The sequence below is a fragment of the Cohnella hashimotonis genome, assembly GCF_030014955.1.
GTDB classification, from domain to species: domain Bacteria; phylum Bacillota; class Bacilli; order Paenibacillales; family Paenibacillaceae; genus Cohnella; species Cohnella hashimotonis.
In genome coordinates this window covers 8189390-8213784 of the sequence record NZ_JAGRPV010000001.1, presented here as the reverse complement: position 1 = coordinate 8213784, position 24395 = coordinate 8189390, and the positions used below count along the sequence as shown (strand labels likewise).

The following is a 24395-nucleotide window of genomic DNA, read 5'->3' as shown; positions in this document are numbered from 1 at the left end:
GAGATACACACATGCATCGAACCCGCATCAAACTGGAGGCCGTCGCTTTCACCCTCCCCAGCCTGCTGCTCACGCTCGTGCTCGGCATCTATCCGATTTTCTGGGCGATCCGCTACATGTTCTACGAGTACGCGGGCTACGGCACGCCCAAGTTCGTCGGGCTTTACAACTTTGAAAGGCTGTACCGCGACGAGCGCTTCTGGAACGCCGTGACCAACACGCTGGTATACGCCGGCGGCAAGCTCCTCGTGACGCTCCCGCTGTCGTTGCTGCTGGCCGTCCTGCTCAACCGCCGTATGCGGGGCGCGGGACTGTTCAAGACGATCTTCTTCATGCCGACGGTGCTGAGCGCATCCGTCATGTCCATCGTTTTCTACGTCATCTTCAACTCCTACAACGGCATGCTTAATCAGCTGCTGCAGCAGATCGGCTTGTCGCGCGGCGTTGAGTGGCTGGGCGCGAACTACGCCATGCTGACGATGATTCTGATTGCGATCTGGGGCGCGGTGGGCAACTACATGCTGCTGTTCCTCGCCGGCCTGCAGGGCATCCCCCGCGACATCTACGAGAGCGCATCCATCGACGGCGCCCGCCCCGCCCAGCAGTTTTTCTACATTACGATCCCCATGCTGGGACCCGTATTGCAGATGGTCATGCTGCTCGCCATCACCGTCTCCCTCAAGGGCTACGAGAGCATCATGGTGCTCACGCAGGGCGGGCCGTTCGGCAAGACCGACGTCATGTTCCTGTACGTGTACAAAATGTTTTTTTCCGTCGCATCGACCACCGCGGAGGTGCAGCAATACGGCTACGGCAGCGCCGTGGGCTTCGCCGCGGCCTTGCTGATCGGCGCCGTCACGCTGATCTACTTCTATGCGTCCAAAAAACTCAACTCGCTTTATTAGAAAGGGCGTATCGCCGATGAACAGATGGTCCAAGCGGCCTTCGGGGGCGAGCGTGCTGGCCGGGGTATTTCTCTTGCTCGTGGCCGCCGTCATCCTCTATCCGGTCCTCATGGCCGTGCTCGGCTCGTTCAAGACGAACGCGGAGCTGAACGGCGGCGGCTCGTTCTGGCCCGCGCGCTGGCAATTCGCGAATTATTCCCAGGCGTGGAAAGGCGCCAACTTCGCGCGCTTCTCCTGGAACAGCTTGTTTGTCAGCGTAGCGGCGACCGTCGGCACCCTGATCGTCGCGTCCATGGCGGCCTATGCGGCAGACCGGCGCGATTTTCCCGGCAAAAGACTGGCGATCGCCGTCCAGGCCTCGACGATGTTCATCTCGATCGGCGCCGTCGTGCTCAAGCCGCAGTTCGACCTGATGGTCGCGATCGGCCTGCACCGCACGCTGTGGGGCGTCGTCCTGATCCTGATCGCCGGGCATGCCGGCACGTACTTCATGCTCGCGAGCTTCATGCGCGCGATCCCGCGCGATCTGGACGAGGCGGCCATGATCGACGGCAGCGGCTTTTTCCGCACCTTCCGATCGGTCATCCTCCCCTTGTTGAAGCCGGGGCTCGGCGTCGCCGGACTGTTCGTCTTCCGCAGCGCCTGGAACGAGTACATCCTCCCCTCCGTCTTCACGATGACGAATCCCAAGCTGCAGACGCTAACGGTCGGACTCGCCAACCTGCGGTACGGCGTATCCGCCGCCATGCAGACCGATCTGATGCTGGCGGGCGCCTGCATCTCGCTGCTGCCGCTGCTGCTGGTTTATTTGCTCGCCAACAAATCCTTCGTCCAGGTTACGGCCGGTTCGGTGAAGGGATAGGAGCGTGAAGAACATGCCGACGACGATGGGCCCTGCGAACGGCTACTATCTGACGTTCGACGAATTGAAGCAGGCGGCTACGGCCTATGCGGCGGGCCACCCGGCGGGGGCGGCGGAAGCGTTGGAGACCGCGGATCGCGCCAGACGGGGCCAATTCCGCGTCCCCTTCTCGATGCTGTCCGGCGAATGGGTCGACCTCGGGACGCCGATCGATTGGATGCGCAATCCCTCGCGCGACCCCGAATTCACGTGGGTGCTCAACCGGCACGGCCACCTGCGAGCGATGGGAAAAGCATATCTGCTGACGGGCAACGAGGCGTATGCGACGGATGCCGCGGCGCAGCTGGCGGCGTGGATCCGGAGCTGCCCCGCCCCGTGCGGCGAGGCTTACGAAGAAGCGGCTTATTTTCAGAAGCCGGGCCCTTGGCGTCTGCTGGAGACGGGCGTGCGCCCGCTCTCCTGGATTTTCGCTTATGCCTGCATGGAGCCGGTGTGGCGCCGGGATGCGTTGTGTCTGGCGCAGTTCGAGGAGGCGCTCGCCGCGCATGCCGCGTATCTCGCCGCATATCTGGGCGATCCGTCGATCAACCACGCCATCATGCACATGCAGGGGCTGCACGCGATCTCCGTATTGCTGAGCGAGCATCCGCGCGCCGCCTTTTGGCGGCAGCTGGCCCTGGAGCGCCTGGAGCTGTGCATCCTGCGGCAGGTCGGCGAGGATGGCGTCCAGACGGAGCTGGCCGTTCACTATCACAACGCGGCGATCGAATGCTTCGCGCTCCCTTATCTGCTCGCCCGGAAGACGGGCGACCGCTTCCCTGACGCCTATCGCGCGCGGCTGGCCGCCATGGCGGACTTCGCCGCCGCGACGATCCGGCCGGACGGCAGCTCGAGCCCGCTGTCGGACTCGGACTGCAACCGCTGGGGAGCGCGCATGCTGGCGCTGCTCGGCGAGGTGCTGGAAGACAACGCGCTGCGGGCGCGGGGCGAGCCCGACTGGGAGGATGTCTGGATCGCCGGTCCGGCCATGGTCGCAGGCGGATTGGGGCGCGAAGGCGAGGATCGTGCAGGTGTGGGCAGCTCGGGGGCTGACGGGTCGGGGGCTGGCAGTTCAGGTGCTGGCGGGTCGGATGCCGGCAGCTCGGGGGCTGACGGGTCGGATGCCGGTGGCTCCAGTGCTGGCGAGTCGGGTGTCGGCGGCGCGGATGCCGACGGATCTGGTGCTGGAGCCGTTGCTGGCGGCTTGGATATCGGCGGCTTCGTTGCTGGCGGTTCGGGTGCCGGTCTCTCGTACCGGGTTTTCCCGCATGCCGGCTACCATGTTCTGCGCGATCCGCAGCATTATCTGCTGTTCGATGCCGCCCCGCTGGGCGGCGCGCACGGACATGCCGACGCGCTGCAGCTCGAATGGTTTTATCGGGGACATGCCGTGTTCCTGGATAACGGCAGGTACACGTACGAGGAAAGCGCCGACAGGCGCTATTTTAAAGGAACGAAGGCGCACAACACAATTGCGGTCGATGGCCTCGACCAGACGGAGTATATATCCAGCCAGCGCTGGGCGGACCGCGAGGCGGAAGTCACGCTCCACCGGTCCCTGCATCGGGCCGATTACACCTTGCTGGACGCCTCCCACGACGGCTACCGGCGCCTGCCAGATCCCGTGACGCATCGCCGGTGGCTGATCGCGGACCGGCAGCTGGACGCGCTCATTCTCGTCGATTGGCTGATCGCTTCGGACAGCCATCGCCTGGCGCAGCACTTTTACCTGCACCGGGATACGACGGTGAGCGAGGCGGAGGGCGGATTTGCTTATTTCATCAATCCTGAAGGGAGGGATGCAAGACTTCGAATGAGCTGGCATTTTAGCGGCGCTTGCGAGGCCCCCGCCGTCTCGGCCGTAACCGGGTACCGTTCCGACAGCTACGGAACCAAGTACGAGACGCCTGCGCTGCGGGCGGATATTGCTGCCGGCGGCACCGCGGGCATCGTCGCCATCGTCGCGCCGCACGACGCAGGGGATCCCGGCTGGCGCTGCGTCGCGTGCCGAATCGACGAAGAGGCGCTCGTCGTCGCAATCGAGCTTGAGAATGCAAGCGGCGTCCGGTACCGGATCGACGTAAACCCGCAAGGCTATGAGCGAACTTTGTTTTAAGCGCAACATCGATTCTCGCTTGAAAGAACCGCTACTCAATTAGGAGGTTCGATAATGGGAATTTCGACAAGCACCAACGCTTATACAAGGCTGATACAGGTTCTAATCTGCTGCAGTCTGCTGATCGCCTATGCGGCCGTGGCCCCGAAGCCGGCAGCGGCGGCCGGAGAGCGGGAATCCGCGTCGTTGAACGGCATCTGGGACTTCTATCCGAACGGCGGCACGACCCGCTACGACATCGTCGTCCCCTCCTATTGGGACGAAGCCGAGAACTTCGGCTATCCGTCCAGCTGGGCGACGCTTAATTACGGCGTGTACAAGCGCAATTTCACCATTCCCTCGTCCATGTCGGGCAAAGAGATCTTCCTCGACTTCGATCAGATCGCGCCGCTCGCGAAGGTGTTCGTCAACGGCACGCAGATCGCGACCGATACGAACGGCTATCTGATGACCCGCCTGCCGTACAAGCTGGACATCACGTCCGTCGCGAACGCGGGCGCCTCCAATACCCTCGAGGTGCGCGTCTGGGGCCTGCAGTCCTTCCCTTCCGACGCGATCGAATCCGGCACCGGCAAGCCGATGTACCCCATCGGACTGGACAACATGCCCTGGGGACAGGGACGGGGCATCAAGGACGACGTGCGTCTCGTCGCCTATCCCAAGCTTTACATCGCGGATACGCAGGTCGTGACGAACCTGCAGAACAACACCGACCCATCCGACGACGTCATTCAGATCGTGACGACCGTCGTCAATAAGACTTCGACCTCCCAGACGGCGACCGTCAAGAGCGCGGCGACGCTTGTCGGGGGCACGCTGGAGAAGAGCTTCGCCGACCAGAGCGTCACCGTCCCCGCGGGCGGCACCCAGACGGTCGTATGGAACAATATCTCGTGGACCAACGCCAAGTATTGGTGGACCCACGATCCGAAGCTGTACAACCTCGCCGTCAGTCTCGTTCAATCCGGCGCCACGGTGGACAGCAGCACGACGCGGTTCGGCTTCCGCCAGTTCGCGAAGACTTCGAATTACTTCCAGCTGAACGGCATCAAGACGAACCTGCGCGGCGACGCGCTGCAGTTCAACTGGCGCGCCGGCAGCGCGCACGGCTCGGTCCCGAGCGCCTCCCAGAGCTTCAAGGATTCGAACATTGCCCAGGTCAAAAAGTTGATGGACGAGTGGGTCAAGACGTACAACGTCGCACGCACCCATGTGGGCGGCGCGATCGACGAGCTGTACGATTATGCGGACGAGATCGGGCTGCTTATCATTGACGAGACGCCGTTCTGGCAGTATCAGAAAACCCAGGGCTTCGGCACGACCGCTTTGAGCAACGTGTCCAAGTGGACCAGCCAGTGGGTCGCCGCGCGCCGCAACCATCCCAGCATCGTAATGTGGAGCGGAGGCAACGAGAATTGGGGAACCGAGAGCTCGCTGCTGCCCGTCGTGACGACCGCCATCCAGAGCGCGGATACGAGCCGGCCGATCATGCAGGACGACCTGGAGACGGATTGGGAGCAGAATAAGCACTATTCGACCGGCTATGCCTTCGGCAACCTTAATACCGCCAGCATGTACAGCCTATATACAAACAATGCGACGAAGCCGCGAGGCGAGGGCGAAGCCTTCACGCCGTCGCAGGGATGGCCGGTCCTGAATGCCGACGGCACCTACAATTCGACGGCGAACCAGACGGTGGGCACGCACGACCACCTGAACGACGACATCGTCTCACAGGCCGTATGGCACCGGGCGACCGACCGGATGGTCCGGGCCATGCGCTACGCAGGCTTCGCGGACATCCGCTATTACGCCGATTGGATCTATGCGTACGAACCGATCGAGGCGACGCTCTATCCCACGTGGTCCGATATGACCGCGCCGGGCGTGAAGCCCGTCAAGATCGACCGTCCGGTCGTCAACGTCTTCTCTTCGGCGTACCCTACGGTCGTTCAGTCCGACTCTTACGAATATACGAAAAATTCGTTCTCGCCCGTTGCCGCGTTCGATAAGGACGGGGACAACAACAACCGGATCGGCGTGGCACCGGTCGTATTCGCCGCCGGCAGCGCCGCAAACCGGACGATCATCGTCTATAACGACGAACAAAGAGACGGTACGGCTATTAACGTCAACTGGGAAGCCGGGTACGTGGATCCCGCTACGAATGCCTATACGTCGTTCCAAACCGGCTCCTTCGCCGCGACGGTGGCGTACGGTTCCAAGACAGAGCAGGCAATCAGCTTCTCCGTGCCGACCGGCGTCTCGGCCAAGTGGCTGACGCTCAAGCTCACGGCGAGCAAGGGCGGCGTGCAGAAGTTCCAGGAAACCAATAAGCTCGGCGCCATCGGCAGCGTGCCCGCGCCGAAGATCAGCGTGACGCCGGCCATCAACGTCGGCGTGAAGAACCCTTCGAACGCCGCGCAGCTGCACAAGATCAAGCTGATCAACAAGGGCGGCGGGCTCAGCACGAACTGGTCGGTCATCGGCCAAGGCGGCTACCTGACGCTGACGCAGACCTCGGGCAATCTTCGCGGGGAACACGAGCTCTATTTCACCATCAACACGAACGGATTGGCGCCGAACACCGCCCATACGCGCACCTTGACGTTTACCGAAGCCAGCGGCTCGTCCACCTCTGTCGTCATCTCGTTCACGACGGATGCCAGTCCGGGCGCCGGCGCGACCGGGGCCTTTACGGACGACTTCGAGGACGGCAGCGCAGCGGACTGGACGACGAACGGCGGCACGTGGAGCGTCGCGACCGACGGCTCCAAGGTATTCCGGCAGACCGATGCCGCAGCTACCAACGTATCCGCGCTGAACGGCTCGAGCACGTTGACGGACTATGAACTCTCAGCCAAGGTAAAGGCGACTTCGCTCGGAAGTCTGGCGGGGATTGGACTTAACGCGAGGTTCCAGGATACGAGCAACACCTACAATTTCCAATACTACACCGTTGGCAATTTGATCAAGATCCAAAAGGCCGTCGGCGGAACATGGACAACGCTGGCCTCCAAGGCCTATACGTTCAACACGGGCACCTGGTACACCTTCAAAGCGGTCGCCGTCGGCAGCACGCTGGAATTCTGGGTCAACGGCGTCAAAGAGCTGACCGCGACGGACACCACCTTCGCGTCGGGTCAATTCGGACTGAACGCCCACCGCGCCGACGCCAGCTTCGACGATGTCGTCGTCTCGCCGGTGCTGCTCGCGGACGACTTCGAGGACGGCAACGCGAACGGCTGGACGACCGCGGGCGGCACCTGGGCGACGGCGACGGACGGCACCTACGTGTACCGGCAGTCCGACAACACGGCGGCCAACGTCCATGCGATCGCAGGATCCGCAGGCTGGGACAACTACACGGTGTCCGCGCGGGTGAAGGCCGGGTCCTTCAATGGCACCTACTCCGGAATCGGCCTCGATGCCCGGTACCAGGACGCGAACAACCAGTACAACTTCACCTATTACGGCGGCGGGGCGGGAACCGGCAGTACGCTGAAAATATCCAAATGCATCGGCGGCACATGGTCGGACCTGGTTACGGTGCCTTTTACGATGACGACGGGTACCTGGTACACCTTCCAGGCCGTCGCGAACGGCAGCAGCCTATCGTTCTGGGTGAACGGTACGCAGATGCTGTCCGTCACGGACAGCAGCCTGTCGACAGGAAAAGCGGGACTCAGCTCGCACAGGGCGCAATCGAGTTTCGACGATGTGAAGGTACTTGATCTGTAAGTACGGAAAATTAAGAACGAAGAACGAAGAACGAAGAACGGAGGTCGGAGGCGGCCTATGAAACGAAACGAAGAATGGCAACCCGCCGAACCCGGCGTGCGGCGCAAGATTGTAGCCGCGGGCACAGCCATTATGGGGATGCTCGTGGCGTTCGAAGCCGGCGCCGAAGGCACGGTTCATGCGCATCCGCATGAGCAGCTGACGTACGTCGCGAAGGGCGAGCTGGTCTTCCGGATCGGCGACGCCGAGCACCGCGTCTCGGAGGGGGATACCGTGTATATCCCCTCCAATGCGCTTCACGGCGTCCGGGCGCTGACGCCCGCCACGCTGTTCGACACGTTCACGCCGCTGCGGGAGGATCTGCTCGCGGCGATGAGCGTGTCGGAAGACTGAAGGTCGGGCTCGCTAACGGGTCAAAGTAACGCTGACGGATGCCTATTTCGGCACATGAGCTAGCTACCGGTCAAAGTAACGCCAACGGACGCCTCTTTCGGCACATGGGCACGCCAACCGGCCAAAGTAACGCCGAGGGATGCCCACTTCCGGCGCATGAGCTAGCTACCGGTCAAAGTAACGCCGACGGATGCCACTTCCGGCACATGGGCTAGCTAACAGGCCAAAGTAACGCTGGTGGACGCCTCTTTCGGCACATGAGCCCGCTAACAGGCCAAAGTAACGCCGAGGGATGCCACTTCCGGCACATGGGCACGCCAACCGGCCAAAGTAACGCCGAGGGATGCCACTTCCGGCACATCAGCCCGCTAACTGGCCAAAGTAACGCTGACCAACGCCTCTTTCGGCACATGGGCACGCCAACCGGCCAAAGTAACGCCGAGGGATGCCACTTCCGGCGCATAAGCTCGCTACCGGTCAAAGTAACGCCGACGGACGCCTCTTTCGGCACCTACCTGGACGCAAAAACGGATGCTACAAAGTAGACGAAGCACTGGAATCTGCCGCCAGCTCCCGAATGCGCGCTTCCAGCGCTTGCGCTTCGACTCTCGCCTCCGCCAGGGGCAGCGCCCCTTCTGCTTTGTTCGGGTTCGTGTGCCCCACATGCTCTTTCCAGGCTGCGCTCATCAGCCGGTGACGCTGCAGGACCAGCTCGAAGTATGCCGAGCCGTCCATCGACGCTGCGAACGCCCGCGCACGCTCCGGTTCGACGCCGAACAGCGTGCGCAAGAGCGATTGCGCCATCACGGCATGACCCGGCGCGAACGGATGGATGCCGTCTCCGGACAAGTAGGCCGGATCGGCTGCCCGCTCGGCCGCGATGTGCGCCAGCAGCTCTTCGTGGATGCTCACCGTCGCGTCCGCGGCCTCGTCGCCGAGCGACAGCACCCAGTCCGCGTAGCGCTTCAGCACGCGCTCGTAATCGGCGAAAGGCGTCTCGTAACTGTATGCCGACTCCGGCAGGCCTTCGGGCAGCAGCCGCTTCGCGCCGTCCGGCAGCGATGCGGGATCGAACGGCGGCGGCGTCATGGCGATCGCCTTGGCGCCTGCCTGCCGGATCTGCCCGAGCAACCGAAGAAGGCCGTCTCGATAGGCGCGGAAGCGCTCCTCCGACAGCGGATGGTAGATGCCGTCGTTCATGCCGTAGCAGACGACCACCCAGTCGGGCTGCGTCTCGGCGAGCGCGCGCGCCAACCGGTCGTGCACGCACGGCCGCGGGAACGGGTGGAAGGGCTCGCTTAATCCCGAAGCCGTCTCGCTGCTGACGCCCAGGCTGATCAGCTCGATAGAGGAAGCCGGGGCGTGCCGGCGAAAGTAGGCATCCAAAAAGGCGATATAAGTACCGTCGTCGGTAATGCTGTCTCCCAGGAAAACGATTCTAAGCGCCTCCGGAAGCGGCTTGTCTTTTCCGTAAAATGGCTCCATGGCTAACTCCCAACTCTCGCAAGGAATGATATCGTCAACGCCATTATACACGCGAACGATCGCTCAAACGAGAACGATCGCACGAAACAGGACCCTTAAGAGACACCTGGCTTCCGGTGTCTTTCTTAAGGGTCCTGTTTTATGGAAGCTTGCTCAGCTCCGCTAACTGCCTGCTTAAAAACCGCCGGACCGAACCGTCCGCGCTAAGTCCGATCGCCCGGCCATAGGCGGAACGCGCCTCGTCATGCCTGTGCATCCGCTTGTACAAATGTCCCGCCAGCGCCCAGTACGGCTGATAGCTCACAACGTTCTCAGCCGGGATAGACGCCAGCAAGTCCATCCCCCGATCCGCGCCATAGGCCTCCGCGACCGCCGCGGCACGGCTCACGCAGGCGCCCAGCGTAGGCTGCATGCGGACGAGTCCCTCATACAATTGCGCAAGCGCGTCCCACTCCGTACGTCCCGTCCATAGACGCTGCGCATGCACCGATTGAATCGCGGCCATGAGTTGATACCGCCCGATTCGGCCGGCCTGCGAGGCCGCATGCAACAAGCGTTCCGCCTCCGCAATCATGCCCCGGTCCCATCTTGCGCAATCCTGCTCGGCGAGCGGAACATAATTGCCTTCCCCATCATGCCGCGCCTCGCGGCGGGCCTCGCAATGCAGCATCAGCGCAAGCAGGCCGTACGCCTCCGGCTCGCCGGGTACGAACCGGAGCAGCAGCCTGCCAAGCTCGACCGCTTCCTTGGCCAATCCGCCTCCCGCCAGGCCCCCGCCAGTCGCTTCATTGCCGGCCGCCTCGCCCCATCCGGTCCCATAAACGGCGTAGACCGCCTCCAGGACGGAGTCAAGGCGCGCCGTAATTTCTGCCGTATCCATCGCATCCGCCGATTCGAACGTGAGGCGCTCGGCGCGAATCTTAGCCCGCACCCGGGTCAGCCGCTGGCTCATCGTCGCGGGCTTGACGATAAACGCAGACGCGATACGGGCTGCATCCAACCCCAGCACCGTCTGCAGCATGAGCGGCGTGCGCATCGCGGGATCGATCGCCGGGTGCGCGCACAGCAGCATCATGGCAAGCCTTTCGTCCGGCAGCTCGGCGCCGGACGCATTCAGAAGCCGAGCATCCTCGGCCATGGCCAGCAGCGTCGGCAGCGCCTCGGCGGATACGCGGCTGCGGCGGGCGCGGTCGATCAGCCGCCTGCGGGCGATCGTCAGCAGCCAAGCCTCGGGCTTATCGGGAATGCCCGTCATAGGCCAAGCTTCCAGCGCCGACAGAAAGGCATCTCCGAGCGCATCCTCCACGTCCTGCGGATTGCGCCAATGGACCGTCAGATAGGAGAGCAGCCGGCCGTATGCCTCGCGCGCCGTCTGTTCGACGATTCGATGCGACTCCATCCGCGGCTACTTCAGCGCAGGAATGTTCTGCCTGACCTCCACCGTATCGACCGGCCCCCGGGCCGCCCATTCCAACGCGGCGTCCATATCCGGCACGTCGATCACGAAGATCCCGCCGAGCTGCTCCTTCGTCTCGGGAAAAGGTCCGTCCTGCACGACCATATCTCCGCCGCGGCGCTTCACGGTAGCGGCCGTCTCCGGCGCATAAAGTCCGGAGCCGAACACGACGATGCCCGCTTCCCGCAGCGCATGCACATAGTGCGTCCAGCCTGCCAAATAAGCTTCTTGGCGTTCCGGATCCGTTCTGGCGGCGAAGTCCTCCTGCGATTCATAAAACATTAACGTGTAATTCATACGATAGGCCTCCTATAAATCGTTGAATTTTAGTTACGTCATCTTGTCGTTTCGGCTTGCGCGATTTCTACATATCCGAAAAAAAATTCTCCGTCCGCATTCAGCCCCTGCATTTGCCTAAGTATAACAAATCGGAGGAAAAGAAGGCCGTTGTCTACCGCAAAAAACGAAGAAGCCTTCCCATGTCAACGATATGACTTTTGGGTCGGCTTCTCATTCTCATTTTTATTTTCGACTATCAATTCTGCCGCCCTTCACAGGCTTATCAACCAGTCGGCCAACTCTTCCGTCTGGCTCAGAATCGCGATCGGGTCCCAGTAGCCTGAGCGGGCGCTGGTCCACAGAAATACACGATTGTTCTTGACGGCCGGCAGCGAGCCCCAGATCGGGTCCGCCTTGATATCGTCCAGCGTCTTCGAATCGGAGGTCAGAACGATATAGTCTCCCGCGTATTTTGGCAATACCTCGGCAGAGAAAGCAGCCCAGCCCGGATCGGCCATCTCGGCGGCGACCGCCGCGGGAGGCTTGAACCCGAATCCGTTGTAGATCGGTTGTCCGCCCTTCCCGTAATCGGTTCCCACGGCCATCAGCTCTTTTTGATTGAATTCGATGACCGAAAACGTGCTGTCCGCGGGTACGGCCTTCAACACGCGCGCTTTGGCGCTCGCGATACGGCTGTCGTAGTCCGCGAGCCAGGCGTCGGCCTTTTCCTTTTCGCCCAGCAGCTCGCCGAAATAAGCGACCTCTTCGTGCACTGTCTTTAGTGAAGCGTAGGGGATGACGACAGTAGGCGCGATTTTGGCCAGCTGCTCGTTTACCTCCGGATAGAAGTCGTCCATGATGATCAGGTCCGGCTTCATCGCCAATATCTTCTCCGCGTTGCCGTTGCCGTCCCCGATATTTTCGACGTCTTTCAAATATTCCTGAAAGTAAGGGTTTTTAATATGATGATCGGACGTGCCGACCGGCGTAATGCCCAGCGCGATCAGGCTTCCCAGATACTCGCCTGCCACGATTCGCTGCGGATGAGCGGGGATTTCCACCTCGCCGTTGACCGTTTGAATTTTTTTAGTCTGCGGCTCTGCCGAAGCCGCCGGCGTCTCGCTCGGACCGGGCTGCGAAGCGGCCGTCTCCGTCGCCGCGCCGTTCGAGCCGCATGCGCTGAGCAACAGCATGAGACTGAACAGAAGTGCCGATGCCAGCATTGGCTTTCCCTGTTTAAACATGATATCTCCCTCTCCGCCACTTTGATACTGATAATCGTTATCATCAGAATCAGTATATGGAAACGGATCGGAGGGGGCAATGGAGGATCCCATGGTTATGGCAGGACGATCTGCTCGTTTCTTCTCTTCGGCATGCGCCTCTCTAAAACTTATGGGGGAAACGCCCTTGTACTTTTTGAACAGCCTGCCCAGATAGCCCGGATCTTGGTAGCCGACGCCCGCCGCGATCTCCTTCAGCGACGCATCCGTCTCTCGCAGCAGCGCCGCTGCCTTTTCAATGCGAACCTTGATCAAGTAGTCGATCGGGCTGAGTCCCGTCCGCAGCTTAAAGTAAGACGATAAATGGGGAACGCTATAGTTCAGGCTCTCCGACAGCGATTCGAGCGTGATCGTATCCGCATAATGTTCATGAATGATGGCCGCGACCCGGGAAGCCAGATCGCGCTTGGCCGAGCGTTGGCCATGCTCCGACATCTGCTGCAGCAGCTCGTGCGCGAACTGGTAGAGCAGGGTCCGGACGCGCAAACGTGCTAATGGCTGCCGTTTCCCCCAGTCCCTGAACATATCGCCCGCGATCCGGTGCAACGCAGCCGGATTGTCCGGCGCTACGCTGTAGGATCTGTCATGAGGCCGCCCCTCCTCTAAGGACGCGGCTAGCTCGGAAGAGATCGCGGCACTTATGACGGCCTTGTAATAAACGCTATAGTAATCCAGTCCCGCGCTGCCCGCGACGATGTCGAGCACGGCGCCCTTGCCCGCATGAAGCACGGTGACACGCTGCATGCGGTGAACTTCACCGCCGACATGGGCCTCGGCTTCGCCGCGAACCGAAATCAGAAACAGACTGGAGGGCACGCGGTAGCCGTAGATAGATTCGCCCGCTCCGATCGTGGTACGGCGAACGTCCACGACTTTGCAGTCGGCATGATTCCATAGCGCGATCAGTTGATTGGCGTCCATGCCGCGACTTCCCTTCCGCGTCTTTAATTCCAGGCCTGTCGATGTTCTAAATCGCCTTCATCCGATTGTTCCTCGGCTGATGCTCAACTTCCGCGAGGCCCAGCTCCTCCATCAGCGGCGGGATGTACATGCCGAAGCGCCCCCGAAAACCCTTCTTCAGCCCATACCAACCGCCGATCGGGTTGTCCGCCGATCTGGCCCACGCCTCTACGGTTCCTTCCTTCGCAGGCTTCTGCTCATCCGCGCTGCCCAGCTCCATCCAGTCGCCGTGCTGGCGCAGCATCGCCTGCAGGTCGGCCAGACAGCGATAATTATAATGCAGCACCGTCTTGCCTACCGTGCAGACGAGAATCTCTTTGCCGTCCTTCTCGTCCTTGTACATCTCGTATTCCGACGTTTGCGGCGGCGTCTTAAGTTTCCACGGATTTTCCTTCGTACCTAATGTCGACACCGATTCGACCTCCGTCGCGTGTTTTATGCTTTTCGTATAGTGTATCCCATCGGAATGCCCGCAACAAACGTCCGTCTGTCTTCCTGTTGACTTAAACCATGGTTCAAGTCGTATCCTATTGTTGTCGACCTATTGAATTCCATTTGGAGGCCTCCGAATGAAATACCGTTCCATCAGCGAAGTATCGGCCGAGCTCGATATTCCGGACTCCACGATCCGTTATTACGAAAAAAAGGGACTTCTTCCGTTAGTCGAACGCGATCCGGCCGGGAGGCGGATGTTCTCGGAAGATCAGATGACGCTTCTCGGCACCGTCATGTGCTTGAAGAACACGCATATGCCCATCAGCAGCATCAAGCAGTATGTGGATTGGATCGTAGAGGGGGAGCGCACGCTCGAGCGCCGGCTCGAGATGATGAACCTTCACAAGCAAGCGGTGCTGGAAGAGATCGCGTTAATGACAGAGAGCTTAAAAGGAATCGACTACAAAATCGAGCGGTACACGAAGCAGCTTCAAGAAAAACGATAAAGAGAAGAGGCGCGCGCATGAAACTTTCAGAAAATACGATCCTGATTACCGGCGGAAGCGCCGGCATCGGCCTCGCTTTTGCGGAGCGATTCCTGAAGGCGGGCAATCGGGTCATCATCTGCGGCAGACGCGAGCAAGCGCTGCAGGATGCCAAGGAGAAATACCCGGAGCTTATCACGCGCGTATGCGACCTGGCTGTCGCGTCCGAACGCGCGGCCTTGTTCGAATGGGTCGCCGCCAACTATCCGGAAGTCAATGTATTGGTTAACAATGCAGGGATCCAACAGCGTTTTAATGTGCTGAAGGCGGATGCGAAAAACGACTGGGCCGCGCTAAGCCAAGAGATCGCCACCAACATCGAGGCGCCGTTCCACCTCTCCATGCTCTTCGCTCCGTTTTTTGCGGCCAAAGAAGCCGCGGCGATCATCAACGTGACATCGGGCTTGGCCTTCACGCCGTTCGCAATCGCCCCGATCTATTCGGCGTCCAAGGCGGCGCTCCATTCCTTCACGATGAGTCTCAGGCTTCAACTGTCCGATACGTCCGTCGAAGTGATCGAAGTCGCGCCTCCCGCCGTCAATACGGATCTGGGAGGTACAGGCCTGCACGTCCAAGGCGAACCGCTCGATGCCTTCGCGGACGGCATTTTCGAAGGGCTTGAAGCGGGATTGGCGGAGATCGGCTACGGCACCTCGGTCGGCCGCCTGCGCATGTCGCGGGACGAGATCGACCAATACGCGGAAAAGATGTATGAAGCGACGAAAAGCGCAATTGAATAAGACAGAGCGGCGGCAGTTAAAATCCCAACCCTTCGGCATGCGCCGCTGCGGTTGGGATTTTTATTTTCAACAAAAACATATCCTTATTCGGAAATAATTTATTGTAAATCGATAAATCCCGTGTTAAGATCACTTCACCATACTTAAGCGGGGTGCTGGAAATGAAACGGAAAACGCTCATGCTGAGGGCGGTTATATTCCTGATTGGACTCGCGGTTCTTGCCTTGTGCGTCATCGGGCTGCCTTCGACCTTTAAAGATGCGGCCGCGAATTATCCGAAGTCGACCTACTTGCCCCTGTTCATAGGCATGTATGCCTCAGCCATTCCTTTTTATGCCGCGCTGTTCCAGGCGATGCGCCTTCTACGCTATATCGACGACAACAAGGCATTCTCGCCATTGTCCGTCCGCGCGCTCCACGTCATCAAATATTGCGCGTGCGCCATCAGTCTCCTGTACATTGCATGCTTGCCTTTCCTCTACCGGATCGCCCAAAAAGTCGACGCCCCCGGCGTTCTGGCCATCGGCTTCGTCATTGCGTTCGCTTCCTTCGTGATCGCCGTCTTTGCAGCCGTGCTCCAGAAGCTGCTCCAGAACGCCATCGATATACAATCGGAAAACGAATTAACGATCTGAGGTGAACCTTGTGGCGATTGTCATCAATATCGATGTCATGCTGGCGAAGCGGAAAATGAGCGTGACCGAGCTGTCGGAGCGCGTCGGGATCACGATGGCCAACCTGTCCATCCTCAAAAACGGGAAGGCGAAGGCGATCCGCATCTCGACGCTGGAGGCGATCTGCAGGGCATTGAAGTGTCAGCCCGGCGATATTCTTGAATATACGGACGAAGAGGAGGGCGGGCAATGAATCTTCTAAGTCTGAGGAGAGCAGCCGATACGGTCGGCATTCCCCGCGAGCTGCGGCAGCTCTTGCGTTTCGGCTGGGTGCAGTCGATGTCCTGCGTATTTCCCGTCGTGATCTTCGTCTCCCTCGCCGTGACGCAGCAATTCCCCCTGCCCTGGCTGCCGCGTTACGACTGGCTGCTCCTGATCTGCCTGGCCATGCAGGCCTGGATGCTGCTCGCCGGACTCGAGACGCGCGACGAGCTGAAGGTCATCACCGTGTTCCATCTGATCGGCCTCGCGCTGGAGCTGTTCAAGGTGCATATGGGGTCCTGGGCCTATCCCGGGGAGGGCTGGGCGAAGGTCGGCGGCGTGCCGCTCTACAGCGGCTTCATGTATGCCAGCGTAGCCAGCTACCTCTGCCAGGCATGGCGGCGCATGAATGTCGGTCTGGAAGGTTGGCCGCCGCTTCGGATCGCAGTCCCGCTTGCCGCTTCCATTTACCTGAACTTTTTTACGCACCACTATTGGATCGACCTTCGCTGGTGGCTGTCGGCTCTCGTGCTGATCGTATTCCGGAGGTCTTGGGTCACCTATCAGGTCGGTCGGCGCCGCTACCGGATGCCGCTCGTCCTCTCCTTCGCGCTGATCGGCTTCTTCATCTGGATCGCCGAGAACGTCGCCACCTTCTTCAACGCCTGGAAATATCCGAATCAATCCGATACCTGGCAGCTTGTCTCGCTGGGCAAGATCAGCTCCTGGCTGCTGCTCGTCATCATCAGCTTTCTGATCGTCGCCTCGCTGAAGCAAGTCAAGGAGCGGCGGCTTCCCGGCACCTCCGTTCCTCGCGATTCCGCTTCCCGATTTAACCGCTAAACGACGATGCAATCGGCAGGATTCAACACGCTTTGTGTCGAATTTGGGCTGTAAGCAAAGGAATTTAGCTTAAATTGGGAAGGTTGGAACGATCATGCCACGTTCGCCTCGCGTTTTAATCGGCATCATGTCTGCAACGTCTGTCGTTCTTCTCCTGGCTTTTGCGTACCTGGCCTCGTTCCCCGGCCACGACATCATGTACGACCTGCCTCGTTTCCACTTCTATGTCATCTCACCCACGCTCCTGGCGTTGGCCGTCAGTGCGATCGTCCTGGGCTGGACGGGGATCCGGCTGCGGGATATGAACGTACTTATGCTGGCGCTGGCCATCTTTTCGCTGAACGGATTTTTTCTGATCCATGCGCTGTCCACGCCGGGCTTCATCGTCAACGACCAATACCATCTGGCCGGCGTCGCCTCGCAAATCGCGCTGACGACCTGCGCGGCCTGGATATTCCTCTCCACGCTATCTTCGGACCAACCTTTTATTCGACTCCTATCCAAGCATCGGCGGCGCATCGTCGTCGGCTGGGTGACGCTGATCGTCCTGTTGAACGTCGCCGCGCTGGTGAATCCCGACCTTTCCGAATTCATTCCGGTCGATATCGAACCGCTGAATTACGTCATGGCGGCGATAACCGTCCTCCTGTTTATTTTCGCCGCCGTCCGATATTACCAGCAGTTCCGGGTCGTCCAATTTCCGTTGCATGCGGCCATCGTATTCGGATCCATGCTGCTCGCGATCACGGAATGCTTCATGATCAGCACGATGATGTGGACCTTGGCCTGGTGGCTGTACCATGTCGTCCTCGCCGCATCTGCCCTGCTGCTGCTGTACGGCATTATCGCCCAGTATCGGTCGAACGTCGCGGTGACGCAGACCGTCCAGCAGGGCGACCGGCAATCGTCGCAAGGCCGGCTGCGCATCAGCATCTCCGGGAGCATGCAAGAGTTGATCGCGGCCACGGAAACGAAAGACGCCTATACCGCGGGCCACAACTACCGTGTCGCCATGTACGGCGTGCAGCTGGCCCAAGCCATGAAGCTCGATCCCGAGCTGCTGCTGGCGCTCGCCCGCGGCGGGCTCATTCACGACGTCGGCAAGATCCGGACGCCGGGCGAGATCCTGAATAAGCCGGGCAAGCTGGATGCGAACGAACGACTCGTCATCGAACAGCATCCGGTGGCCGGTTATGAGATGTGCAAATATATCGGATTCATGAGCGAAGAACTGTCCGTCATCCGGCACCATCACGAGAAGTGGGACGGCACGGGGTATCCGGACAAGCTGAAGGGCACGGAGATCTCGCTGCCCGCGCGAATCCTTGCCATCGCGGACGTATACGACGCGTTGACGTCGCGAAGATCCTACCGCGAGCCTTGGCCGCAGGAACGCGCGCTGCAGGTCATCGTCGAGGGAAGCGGCACGCACTTCGATCCCGATTGCGTCTCGGCCTTCGTCAAGCTTTGCGAGCGCGGCGAATTGTTCGTACCGGAGGGAAGCCGCGCCTAGCATGACGGAGCTGACCGGCGAACTGCTGGCCGATGGATAAGTCTTCTGCAAACGAACGACGGCTCTTCGGGCGAACGCTTGCGCGCGTCCGTCCGAAGAGCCGTTTTTTATTTTCCGCGACTCGCGATCGCTTCCTTGACTTGCCCAAGGTCTCCGGCGATGCGATAGGAGCCCCGCAGCGGCACATAACCCAGGTTCTGATTCACTTTGAGGATAGCACCGTTTAAAGAATCGTTGTCCGTCTTCAAGTAGACGGCGCCATGCCGCTTCGCGAGTTGAACGGCGCGGATCTTCAGCGCTTGCGCGATCTTGCGGCCCCGGTATTCCCGGCGGACGCCGGTATATTCGTGATACATGCCGCCGGTCGCTTCCTTGTAAGGTATATTCGATACGGCGACGTACCGGTCGTCCTTCACGTCCACGGCGAGCAATACCCGTTCGGGGGCGTAACCCTCGACCCGCAGGTGCCACTTCGACCACTCCGCCCGGTCGGGCACCTCGCCCATGAATCCCGGAATGTCGGCGAGCGTCTCCAGGTACACCTGATAGATCTTCGCTTCGTTTTCTTCCGTCGCGCCTTCTTCCGCAAAGGTCCGGATGCGGATGCCTTCCGCTTCGAGCCGCTCGAACAACTCGGTTTCATTTATAATTCGATCGTTCGCCGTCTCCAGTTCAAGCACAGATTGAAACGCATGCCGGTCCACGGAGAAGCCTCTGTGCTCGGCGAACAGCCGCGCAGCAGGGTCGTCGTCCCAGATCTCGGCTACGAGCTTGGTTGCCCCCAGCCCTTCGCCCCACTGCACGAGGTGCTGCAGCAGCTGCCCCCCGATGCCTTGTCCGCGATATTCTTTTTTCACGACGACGGTATTATTGAGATAGCCCGGTTCGGTCCAAGGCGCCCGCCACGACCAGACATAGCCGACGATCAGCTCGTCATCGGCGACGACATAACGCGTGCGGTCATAGCCGGCCAGCAGCCCGTTGTCGTCCATATACGTATGTCCGACCTCGTACAGGTTCGCATCGTCTTCCTTCAGGCGCTCGGCGGATATCGGCTCCGAGAAAAAAACGTTCAACAGCGCGGCCAATCCTTCATAATCTTCAGGTACCTTCAAGGGACGCAGCTCGTAACGCTCGGTCATGCGCTCTCCGCCTTTTTTATCCAGCATAGCATGTCATTACCGGAATTGTCCCGAATAATCCGATTAGAAGGTCACTGCCCTTTCGGAAAATCCGTCGAGAAAGCGAGCTCCCGCTGCGCCTCAAGCTCCGCGAGTCGGCCGGTGAGCGCGCGATGGATCGCCTGGTAGGAATCGCTGCCCAGCGCGATCCGCTTCGGCGCCGGATGCTGGTCGACGCTGTCGATCATGATCTTGGCCATTTTTGCAGGATCCCCCATGGATACAGCCGTCTTATCTTCAGCGATACGCCTGGCGCCGGCAGCCGGAGAGATATCGTAGGCCTCCATCCGCGGCCCCAGCTTCAAGCTGTGGTGCCTGAAGTTCGTGCGCGCCCCGCCCGGCTCCACGATGGTCACGCCGATGTTGAACGGCGCGACCTCCTGCATGACCGCTTCGGCGAAGCCCTCGATCCCCCACTTCGTCGCGTGGTACAGGGAGCCTCCCGGGAATGCGGCTTGGCCCCCTACCGTAGAGAGCTGGATGATACGTCCGCCGCCTTGCGCGCGCAAGTACGGCAGCGCTGCGCGCACCAGCTGGATGGAGCCGACCAGATTGGTATTGATCTGATGGATAATTTGCTCGTCGGTCAGCTCCTCCGCCGCGCCGATCAGGCCATAGCCGGCATTGCTGACTACCACGTCAATGCGACCTAGCTGCTCGAAAGCCTGGTCGACGACGGCATGAACGGCCGGCGTATCCGTCACGTCCAGATTCGCGATCCACAACCGATCGCCGTATGCCGCCTTCAGATCGTCTGCCGCGTGGAGATTGCGCACCGTGCCGGCTACGTGATCGCCCCGCTCCAGCAGCTGCTCGGTCATATGCCGGCCGAAACCGCTGCTGATTCCCGTGATCAACCAAGTCCGTTGTGCCATCGTTGATAACCTTCTTTCTAGGAGTTCCGATTTATTTATAACTAACCGGTTAGTTACAATATAGAATGTTCTAACCGGTTAGTCAAGTGGTATACTAGGCAGAAATGACGCGGTATCGCCAATACAAAGTAAGGATGAGCAACCGATGAGAAATGCCGAAGCGACGCGCGAGCGAATTCTGGACGCCGCGATGGACGAGTTCTCCGCCTATGGAATTGCCGGCGCAAGAGTCGATCGCATTGCCAAATCCGCCGGGTGCAACAAAAACTTGATCTACGTTTATTTTGAAAGCAAAGAAACGCTCTTTACGACCGTACTGCAAAAAAACCTCGAGCGCGCGTTCGAGGAAATCCCGTTCTCGCCGGACCGCCTCCCCGAGTTCGCGGTCAACGTATTCGACTTCGCCGTGGCGCATCCCGATGTCATGCGGCTGTTGATGTGGGCCAATCTGGAGCAAAAGACGGACAACCCCGCCGAACGAGAGAATGCCCATACGGAGAAGATACGACAAATCGGCCAAGCGCAAAGCGCCGGCCGCTTAAGCTCGACGCTCCCGCCGGCCTTTTTGCTAACGGCCGTCATGACGGTCTCTACCGCCTGGGCGTCGACGAATCCCTTCGGCCCATCGCTTAATCCGGAAGCCGCGAAGGACCTGAACGCCTTAAGAGCATCCGTCGCCGGCGCGGTGAAGCTGTTGATTCAGGCGGATCATCCTGCGGAGGAAAAATGAAAAGGAGCTGCCCGAGCAGCTCCTCGATCCCTTCGCTAACGAGGGACGTAGATATCGATCTGGCTATCCTCGTTTTCCAGCGCATGAATGTCGCTCCAGTACTCGATGTCGATGGGTCTTGCGCCATAAGTCTCATTGATAAAATCGTACGTTTTGCCGATCCGCGATTCCGCCCCTTTATGTACGACCTTGATGAACCGGCCGGCGGGCAGCGTGTAGCTGACCATATCCGCGGGGATCCGGGCCAGCGAATCGACCTCGTAGGCGAAGATGTGCCGGTACGGGACATCCGGCGTCCAATGGCCGTCCATCGGATAAACCTGGATGAGATACATGCCGGAGCCAACCCTGTTCGCCACTTCGGATTGGCGGCGCTCTAGTTCCTCCCGCAATTGCCCGCCAATCTTCGTCTCCATCACCTTGTTCAGACTCTCCACGATAGATAGCCCCACGAGATGAATCTCATTCCTGTCCACAACGTCGACCAGGTATGAACTCACAATAACGCCTCCTTCGTTGGGAAATTCATACATTAATGATATCCGAATGTATGAACCGGCGTAAAGACTTATCCTATTTGACCTTTTCAATGGAAATGCTCAGTTTATAATTGCCGAACTTCAGCACGTCCTCCAGCAGCTTGTTGAGCGCCGCGACCGTGCTTGTTCGTATACGGAGCCAGTAGCAGCCTTCGCCGCCTACGCGATGCACCTCCGTCACGGCTTCGGTCGACCTGACAAATTCCAGGAAGGCTTGATGCGTATAATTGGCGTTCATGAATACGATTAGGAAAGCATGCACATGCAGGCCGATGAGCGCAGGATTCCAACGAAGCGTGTAGCCTTCGATCACGCCGAGGTCCTGCAGCTTGCGCACGCGCGCGCCGACCGCCTGTCCGGTCAGATGGACCGTCTCCCCGATCTCCTTGTTGGAGAGGAGCGCGTTATTCAACAGCGCATTAAGAATGCGCAGATCGATATCGTCGATCGCTTGGTTAGCCACTGGCAGACCACACCTTTCAGCGTGAAAGTAAATCCTTCCGAATGCGTTCATCCGGCTATATATGAAGCCTAGGCGATAATGCTATCATCATAACAGATGAATCTCCGAGGAGGTATTCCGATGAAAATCCAGCTCATTCGCCATGCGAGCCTGTGGTTGGAATATGCGGGATCCAATTTTCTGGTCGACCCGATGTTCGGCGACCGGGCGACTATGCCGCCCATCGCCAATTCCGGCGACGATCGGCCCAATCCGCTCGTCCCGCTGCCTGGCCCATTGGACGCGTGGCTCGAGCCGGATGCCGTTCTTGTGACGCACTTGCATCCCGACCACTGGGATGCGGCGGCGATTCAGGCGCTGCCGAAGACAGCCCGGATCTTTTGCCAGCATGGGGATGGACAGGCGATCGCGTCGTCAGGCTTCGCCCGAACGACGGCAATCCAAGACGAGGCGAGCTTCCGGGGCATACGTATCCATCGTACGGACGGTCGGCACGGGACAGGCGAGATCGGCGAAAAAATGGGGGCGGTGTCCGGCTTCGTGCTCCAGGCTGAAGGGGAGCCTACGCTATATATCGCCGGCGACACGATCTGGTGCGACGAGGTGAAAGAGGCGCTCGATCTTTATAAGCCCGATATGACCATCGTTAATGCAGGCGGGGCGAGATTTCTTGTAGGCGACGCCATCACGATGGACGAAGACGACGTGAGCCAGGTCATTGCGTATGCGCCCTATACCCGGGTCGCAGCCGTTCATATGGATGCCATCAACCACTGCCATGTCACGCGCGACAGGCTGCGGACCCGTCTAACCGCAGACCGGTTGCTGGATAAAGCGATCATTCCGGAGGACGGTGAGTGGCTATGAGCCAGCGCGAAAGAAATACGGATCGCATCGTATTGTCGACGGACCGGACGCTGATCGACCTGGACTTCGCGTACCGCTACCTGCGCGACAACATGTATTGGGCGAAAAAGCTGACGTTCGACGTCTTCCAAAGGGCCGTGGCCCACTCCGCGATCGTGGTCGGCGCACACGATTCGTCGAAGGACGGACAGCTTGCCGGATTCGCCCGAGTCATCTCCGATCTGGCGACTTTCGCTTATTTGTCCGACGTTTTCGTCGTGGCCGAGTATCGCGGCCAGGGACTGTCCAACCGCATGATGGAGCTGATCGTCCATCATCCCAAGCTTCAGGGACTCAGGCGCTTTGCGCTCGTGACGGAGGACGCCCAAGGGCTCTATACCAAGTTCGGCTTTGAACCGCTGCGGGACGGGGCGAATTGGATGCAAATCTATAACGGATAACATAAAAAACTCTCCGGACACGGAGAGTTTTTTATGTCGTTGCTTGCCTTACTGGCTGATCTGGCCGCCATCCACCGTGTAGATCGATTGCGACACGTACGAAGCGTCGTCGGACAGCAGGAAGACCGCCACGCTCGCCACTTCCTCCGCTTCCCCGTATCGGCCCAGCGGCACCGCGGCGCCGAACGCTTTTCTTGCGCCCTCGGCGTCCTGGGGAACCGTATTTTTCTCGATCTGGCGCATCATGCGGGTGTTGATAACTCCCGGGGCCACGGCATTTACTCGAACGCCATGCGGAGCGGCTTCCAGCGCGACGACCTTGGTCATGCCGATCACCGCATGCTTCGAGCTGTTGTAGCCGACGAAACCGGGCGAGCCGATCAAGCCCGCACCCGAGGACGTATTGACGATGCTGCCGTAGCCTTGCTTTTTCATGACGGGAACGACGTATTTCAGCCCCAGGAACGCACCCTTCACGTTGACGTTGAACACCAGCTCGAACGTCTCGGTCGGATAGTCTTCGACGTTGGCGGTAATGCCTTCGATCCCGGCGTTATTGAAGAAGCCGTCGATCTTGCCGAACTTCGCGACCGTGGCGTCGACGTACGCCTTGACCTCTTCTTCCTTCGCCACGTTGGCTTGCAGCGCGATCGCGCGCGATTCGTCGAGCCCCAATTCGGAGATTGCCTGGTTCACAGCCTCCAAGTTCAAATCTACTAAAGCGAGCTTTGCGCCTTGGTCCGCCAGCTTTTTCGCAGTCGCTTTCCCGATGCCGCCTGCCGCGCCCGTAATGAGGATGACTTTATCGTTAAATGAACTCATGGTTAGCA

General features: G+C 59.9%; 24 protein-coding genes. 14 read left to right on the top strand and 10 right to left on the bottom strand.

Features of this window, described 5'->3' with window-relative positions:
* Window positions 1-11: 11 nt before the first annotated feature.
* The 5 genes from KB449_RS32890 to KB449_RS32870 are packed head-to-tail and all read left to right on the top strand — an operon-like array spanning window position 12 to window position 8056.
* A complete protein-coding gene (locus KB449_RS32890) occupies window positions 12-905 on the top strand; it encodes a carbohydrate ABC transporter permease (RefSeq protein WP_282912378.1) in 894 nt (297 codons plus the stop codon).
* 16 nt (window positions 906-921) lie between these two features.
* The gene (locus tag KB449_RS32885; protein ID WP_282912377.1) at window positions 922-1767 is read left to right on the top strand and encodes a carbohydrate ABC transporter permease; all 846 of its coding nucleotides are present in this window, start codon (window positions 922-924) and stop codon (window positions 1765-1767) included.
* Window positions 1768-1780: 13 nt separating this feature from the next.
* Window positions 1781-3922 carry an alginate lyase family protein gene (locus KB449_RS32880; RefSeq protein ID WP_282912376.1) on the top strand — a complete coding sequence of 714 codons (2142 nt, stop codon included), beginning with the start codon at window positions 1781-1783 and terminating at the stop codon, window positions 3920-3922.
* A 54-nt stretch (window positions 3923-3976) separates the two neighbouring features.
* The gene (locus tag KB449_RS32875) at window positions 3977-7663 is read left to right on the top strand and encodes a 3-keto-alpha-glucoside-1,2-lyase-like domain-containing protein (RefSeq protein WP_282912375.1); all 3687 of its coding nucleotides are present in this window, start codon (window positions 3977-3979) and stop codon (window positions 7661-7663) included.
* Between the two features lie 57 nt (window positions 7664-7720).
* Window positions 7721-8056, top strand: coding sequence for a cupin domain-containing protein (locus KB449_RS32870; protein WP_282912374.1), 336 nt, complete (start codon window positions 7721-7723; stop codon window positions 8054-8056).
* 534 nt (window positions 8057-8590) lie between these two features.
* On the opposite strand, the gene KB449_RS32865 is transcribed toward KB449_RS32870, so the two are convergent.
* From KB449_RS32865 to KB449_RS32845, 5 genes are all read right to left on the bottom strand, one after another.
* On the bottom strand, window positions 8591-9541 hold the full coding sequence (locus tag KB449_RS32865) for an SGNH/GDSL hydrolase family protein (RefSeq protein ID WP_282912373.1): 951 nt from the start codon (window positions 9539-9541) through the stop codon (window positions 8591-8593).
* A 139-nt stretch (window positions 9542-9680) separates the two neighbouring features.
* Window positions 9681-10940: an RNA polymerase sigma factor gene (locus tag KB449_RS32860; protein ID WP_282912372.1), complete on the bottom strand. Its 1260-nt coding sequence runs from the start codon at window positions 10938-10940 to the stop codon at window positions 9681-9683.
* Between the two features lie 6 nt (window positions 10941-10946).
* Entirely contained in the window at window positions 10947-11294 is a 348-nt protein-coding gene (locus tag KB449_RS32855; RefSeq protein WP_282912371.1) for a YciI family protein, read from the bottom strand.
* 254 nt (window positions 11295-11548) lie between these two features.
* Window positions 11549-13480, bottom strand: a complete 1932-nt coding sequence (locus tag KB449_RS32850; protein ID WP_282912370.1) for an AraC family transcriptional regulator — start codon at window positions 13478-13480, stop codon at window positions 11549-11551.
* Window positions 13481-13526: 46 nt separating this feature from the next.
* Entirely contained in the window at window positions 13527-13931 is a 405-nt protein-coding gene (locus KB449_RS32845; protein ID WP_282912369.1) for a DUF6855 family protein, read from the bottom strand.
* 157 nt (window positions 13932-14088) lie between these two features.
* Here KB449_RS32845 and KB449_RS32840 point away from each other — a divergent pair, with 157 nt between their 5' ends.
* The 6 genes from KB449_RS32840 to KB449_RS32815 all read left to right on the top strand — a co-directional run bounded on the left by KB449_RS32840 (window position 14089) and on the right by KB449_RS32815 (window position 18470).
* Window positions 14089-14460 carry a MerR family transcriptional regulator gene (locus KB449_RS32840; protein WP_282912368.1) on the top strand — a complete coding sequence of 124 codons (372 nt, stop codon included), beginning with the start codon at window positions 14089-14091 and terminating at the stop codon, window positions 14458-14460.
* Window positions 14461-14477: 17 nt separating this feature from the next.
* Entirely contained in the window at window positions 14478-15239 is a 762-nt protein-coding gene (locus tag KB449_RS32835) for an SDR family oxidoreductase (protein ID WP_282912367.1), read from the top strand.
* A gap of 161 nt (window positions 15240-15400) precedes the next feature.
* Window positions 15401-15874, top strand: coding sequence for a DUF2975 domain-containing protein (locus KB449_RS32830; RefSeq protein WP_282912366.1), 474 nt, complete (start codon window positions 15401-15403; stop codon window positions 15872-15874).
* Window positions 15875-15884: 10 nt separating this feature from the next.
* Window positions 15885-16106, top strand: a complete 222-nt coding sequence (locus KB449_RS32825; protein WP_282912365.1) for a helix-turn-helix domain-containing protein — start codon at window positions 15885-15887, stop codon at window positions 16104-16106.
* Window positions 16103-16957: a DUF817 domain-containing protein gene (locus KB449_RS32820; RefSeq protein ID WP_282912364.1), complete on the top strand. Its 855-nt coding sequence runs from the start codon at window positions 16103-16105 to the stop codon at window positions 16955-16957. Before KB449_RS32825 ends, KB449_RS32820 begins: the two co-directional genes overlap by 4 nt.
* A 94-nt stretch (window positions 16958-17051) precedes the next feature.
* Window positions 17052-18470: an HD-GYP domain-containing protein gene (locus KB449_RS32815; protein WP_282912363.1), complete on the top strand. Its 1419-nt coding sequence runs from the start codon at window positions 17052-17054 to the stop codon at window positions 18468-18470.
* A 107-nt stretch (window positions 18471-18577) separates the two neighbouring features.
* Here the strand turns inward: KB449_RS32815 and KB449_RS32810 are convergent, their stop codons facing one another.
* Complete coding sequence (locus tag KB449_RS32810; protein WP_282912362.1) at window positions 18578-19612, bottom strand: GNAT family N-acetyltransferase; 1035 nt, start codon at window positions 19610-19612, stop codon at window positions 18578-18580.
* Window positions 19613-19683: 71 nt separating this feature from the next.
* Entirely contained in the window at window positions 19684-20526 is an 843-nt protein-coding gene (locus KB449_RS32805; RefSeq protein WP_282912361.1) for an SDR family oxidoreductase, read from the bottom strand.
* 145 nt (window positions 20527-20671) lie between these two features.
* Between KB449_RS32805 and KB449_RS32800 the strand changes: the two genes are divergently transcribed.
* A complete protein-coding gene (locus KB449_RS32800; protein ID WP_282912360.1) occupies window positions 20672-21256 on the top strand; it encodes a TetR/AcrR family transcriptional regulator in 585 nt (194 codons plus the stop codon).
* A gap of 35 nt (window positions 21257-21291) precedes the next feature.
* Here KB449_RS32800 and KB449_RS32795 read toward each other — a convergent pair whose 3' ends face one another.
* Together KB449_RS32795 and KB449_RS32790 are read right to left on the bottom strand one after the other, a co-directional pair.
* Window positions 21292-21756 (bottom strand): GyrI-like domain-containing protein, encoded by a 465-nt coding sequence (locus KB449_RS32795; RefSeq protein ID WP_282912359.1) that lies wholly within the window; start codon window positions 21754-21756, stop codon window positions 21292-21294.
* A gap of 73 nt (window positions 21757-21829) precedes the next feature.
* On the bottom strand, window positions 21830-22264 hold the full coding sequence (locus KB449_RS32790; protein WP_282912965.1) for an Lrp/AsnC family transcriptional regulator: 435 nt from the start codon (window positions 22262-22264) through the stop codon (window positions 21830-21832).
* Window positions 22265-22378: 114 nt separating this feature from the next.
* On the opposite strand from KB449_RS32790, the gene KB449_RS32785 reads away from it, so the two are divergent.
* The gene (locus KB449_RS32785) at window positions 22379-23125 is read left to right on the top strand and encodes an MBL fold metallo-hydrolase (protein WP_282912358.1); all 747 of its coding nucleotides are present in this window, start codon (window positions 22379-22381) and stop codon (window positions 23123-23125) included.
* Entirely contained in the window at window positions 23122-23565 is a 444-nt protein-coding gene (locus KB449_RS32780) for a GNAT family N-acetyltransferase (RefSeq protein ID WP_282912357.1), read from the top strand. The genes KB449_RS32785 and KB449_RS32780 overlap by 4 nt, the downstream gene beginning before the upstream one ends.
* 48 nt (window positions 23566-23613) lie before the next feature.
* On the opposite strand, the gene KB449_RS32775 is transcribed toward KB449_RS32780, so the two are convergent.
* Window positions 23614-24387 (bottom strand): SDR family NAD(P)-dependent oxidoreductase, encoded by a 774-nt coding sequence (locus KB449_RS32775; protein ID WP_282912356.1) that lies wholly within the window; start codon window positions 24385-24387, stop codon window positions 23614-23616.
* Window positions 24388-24395: the final 8 nt, after the last annotated feature.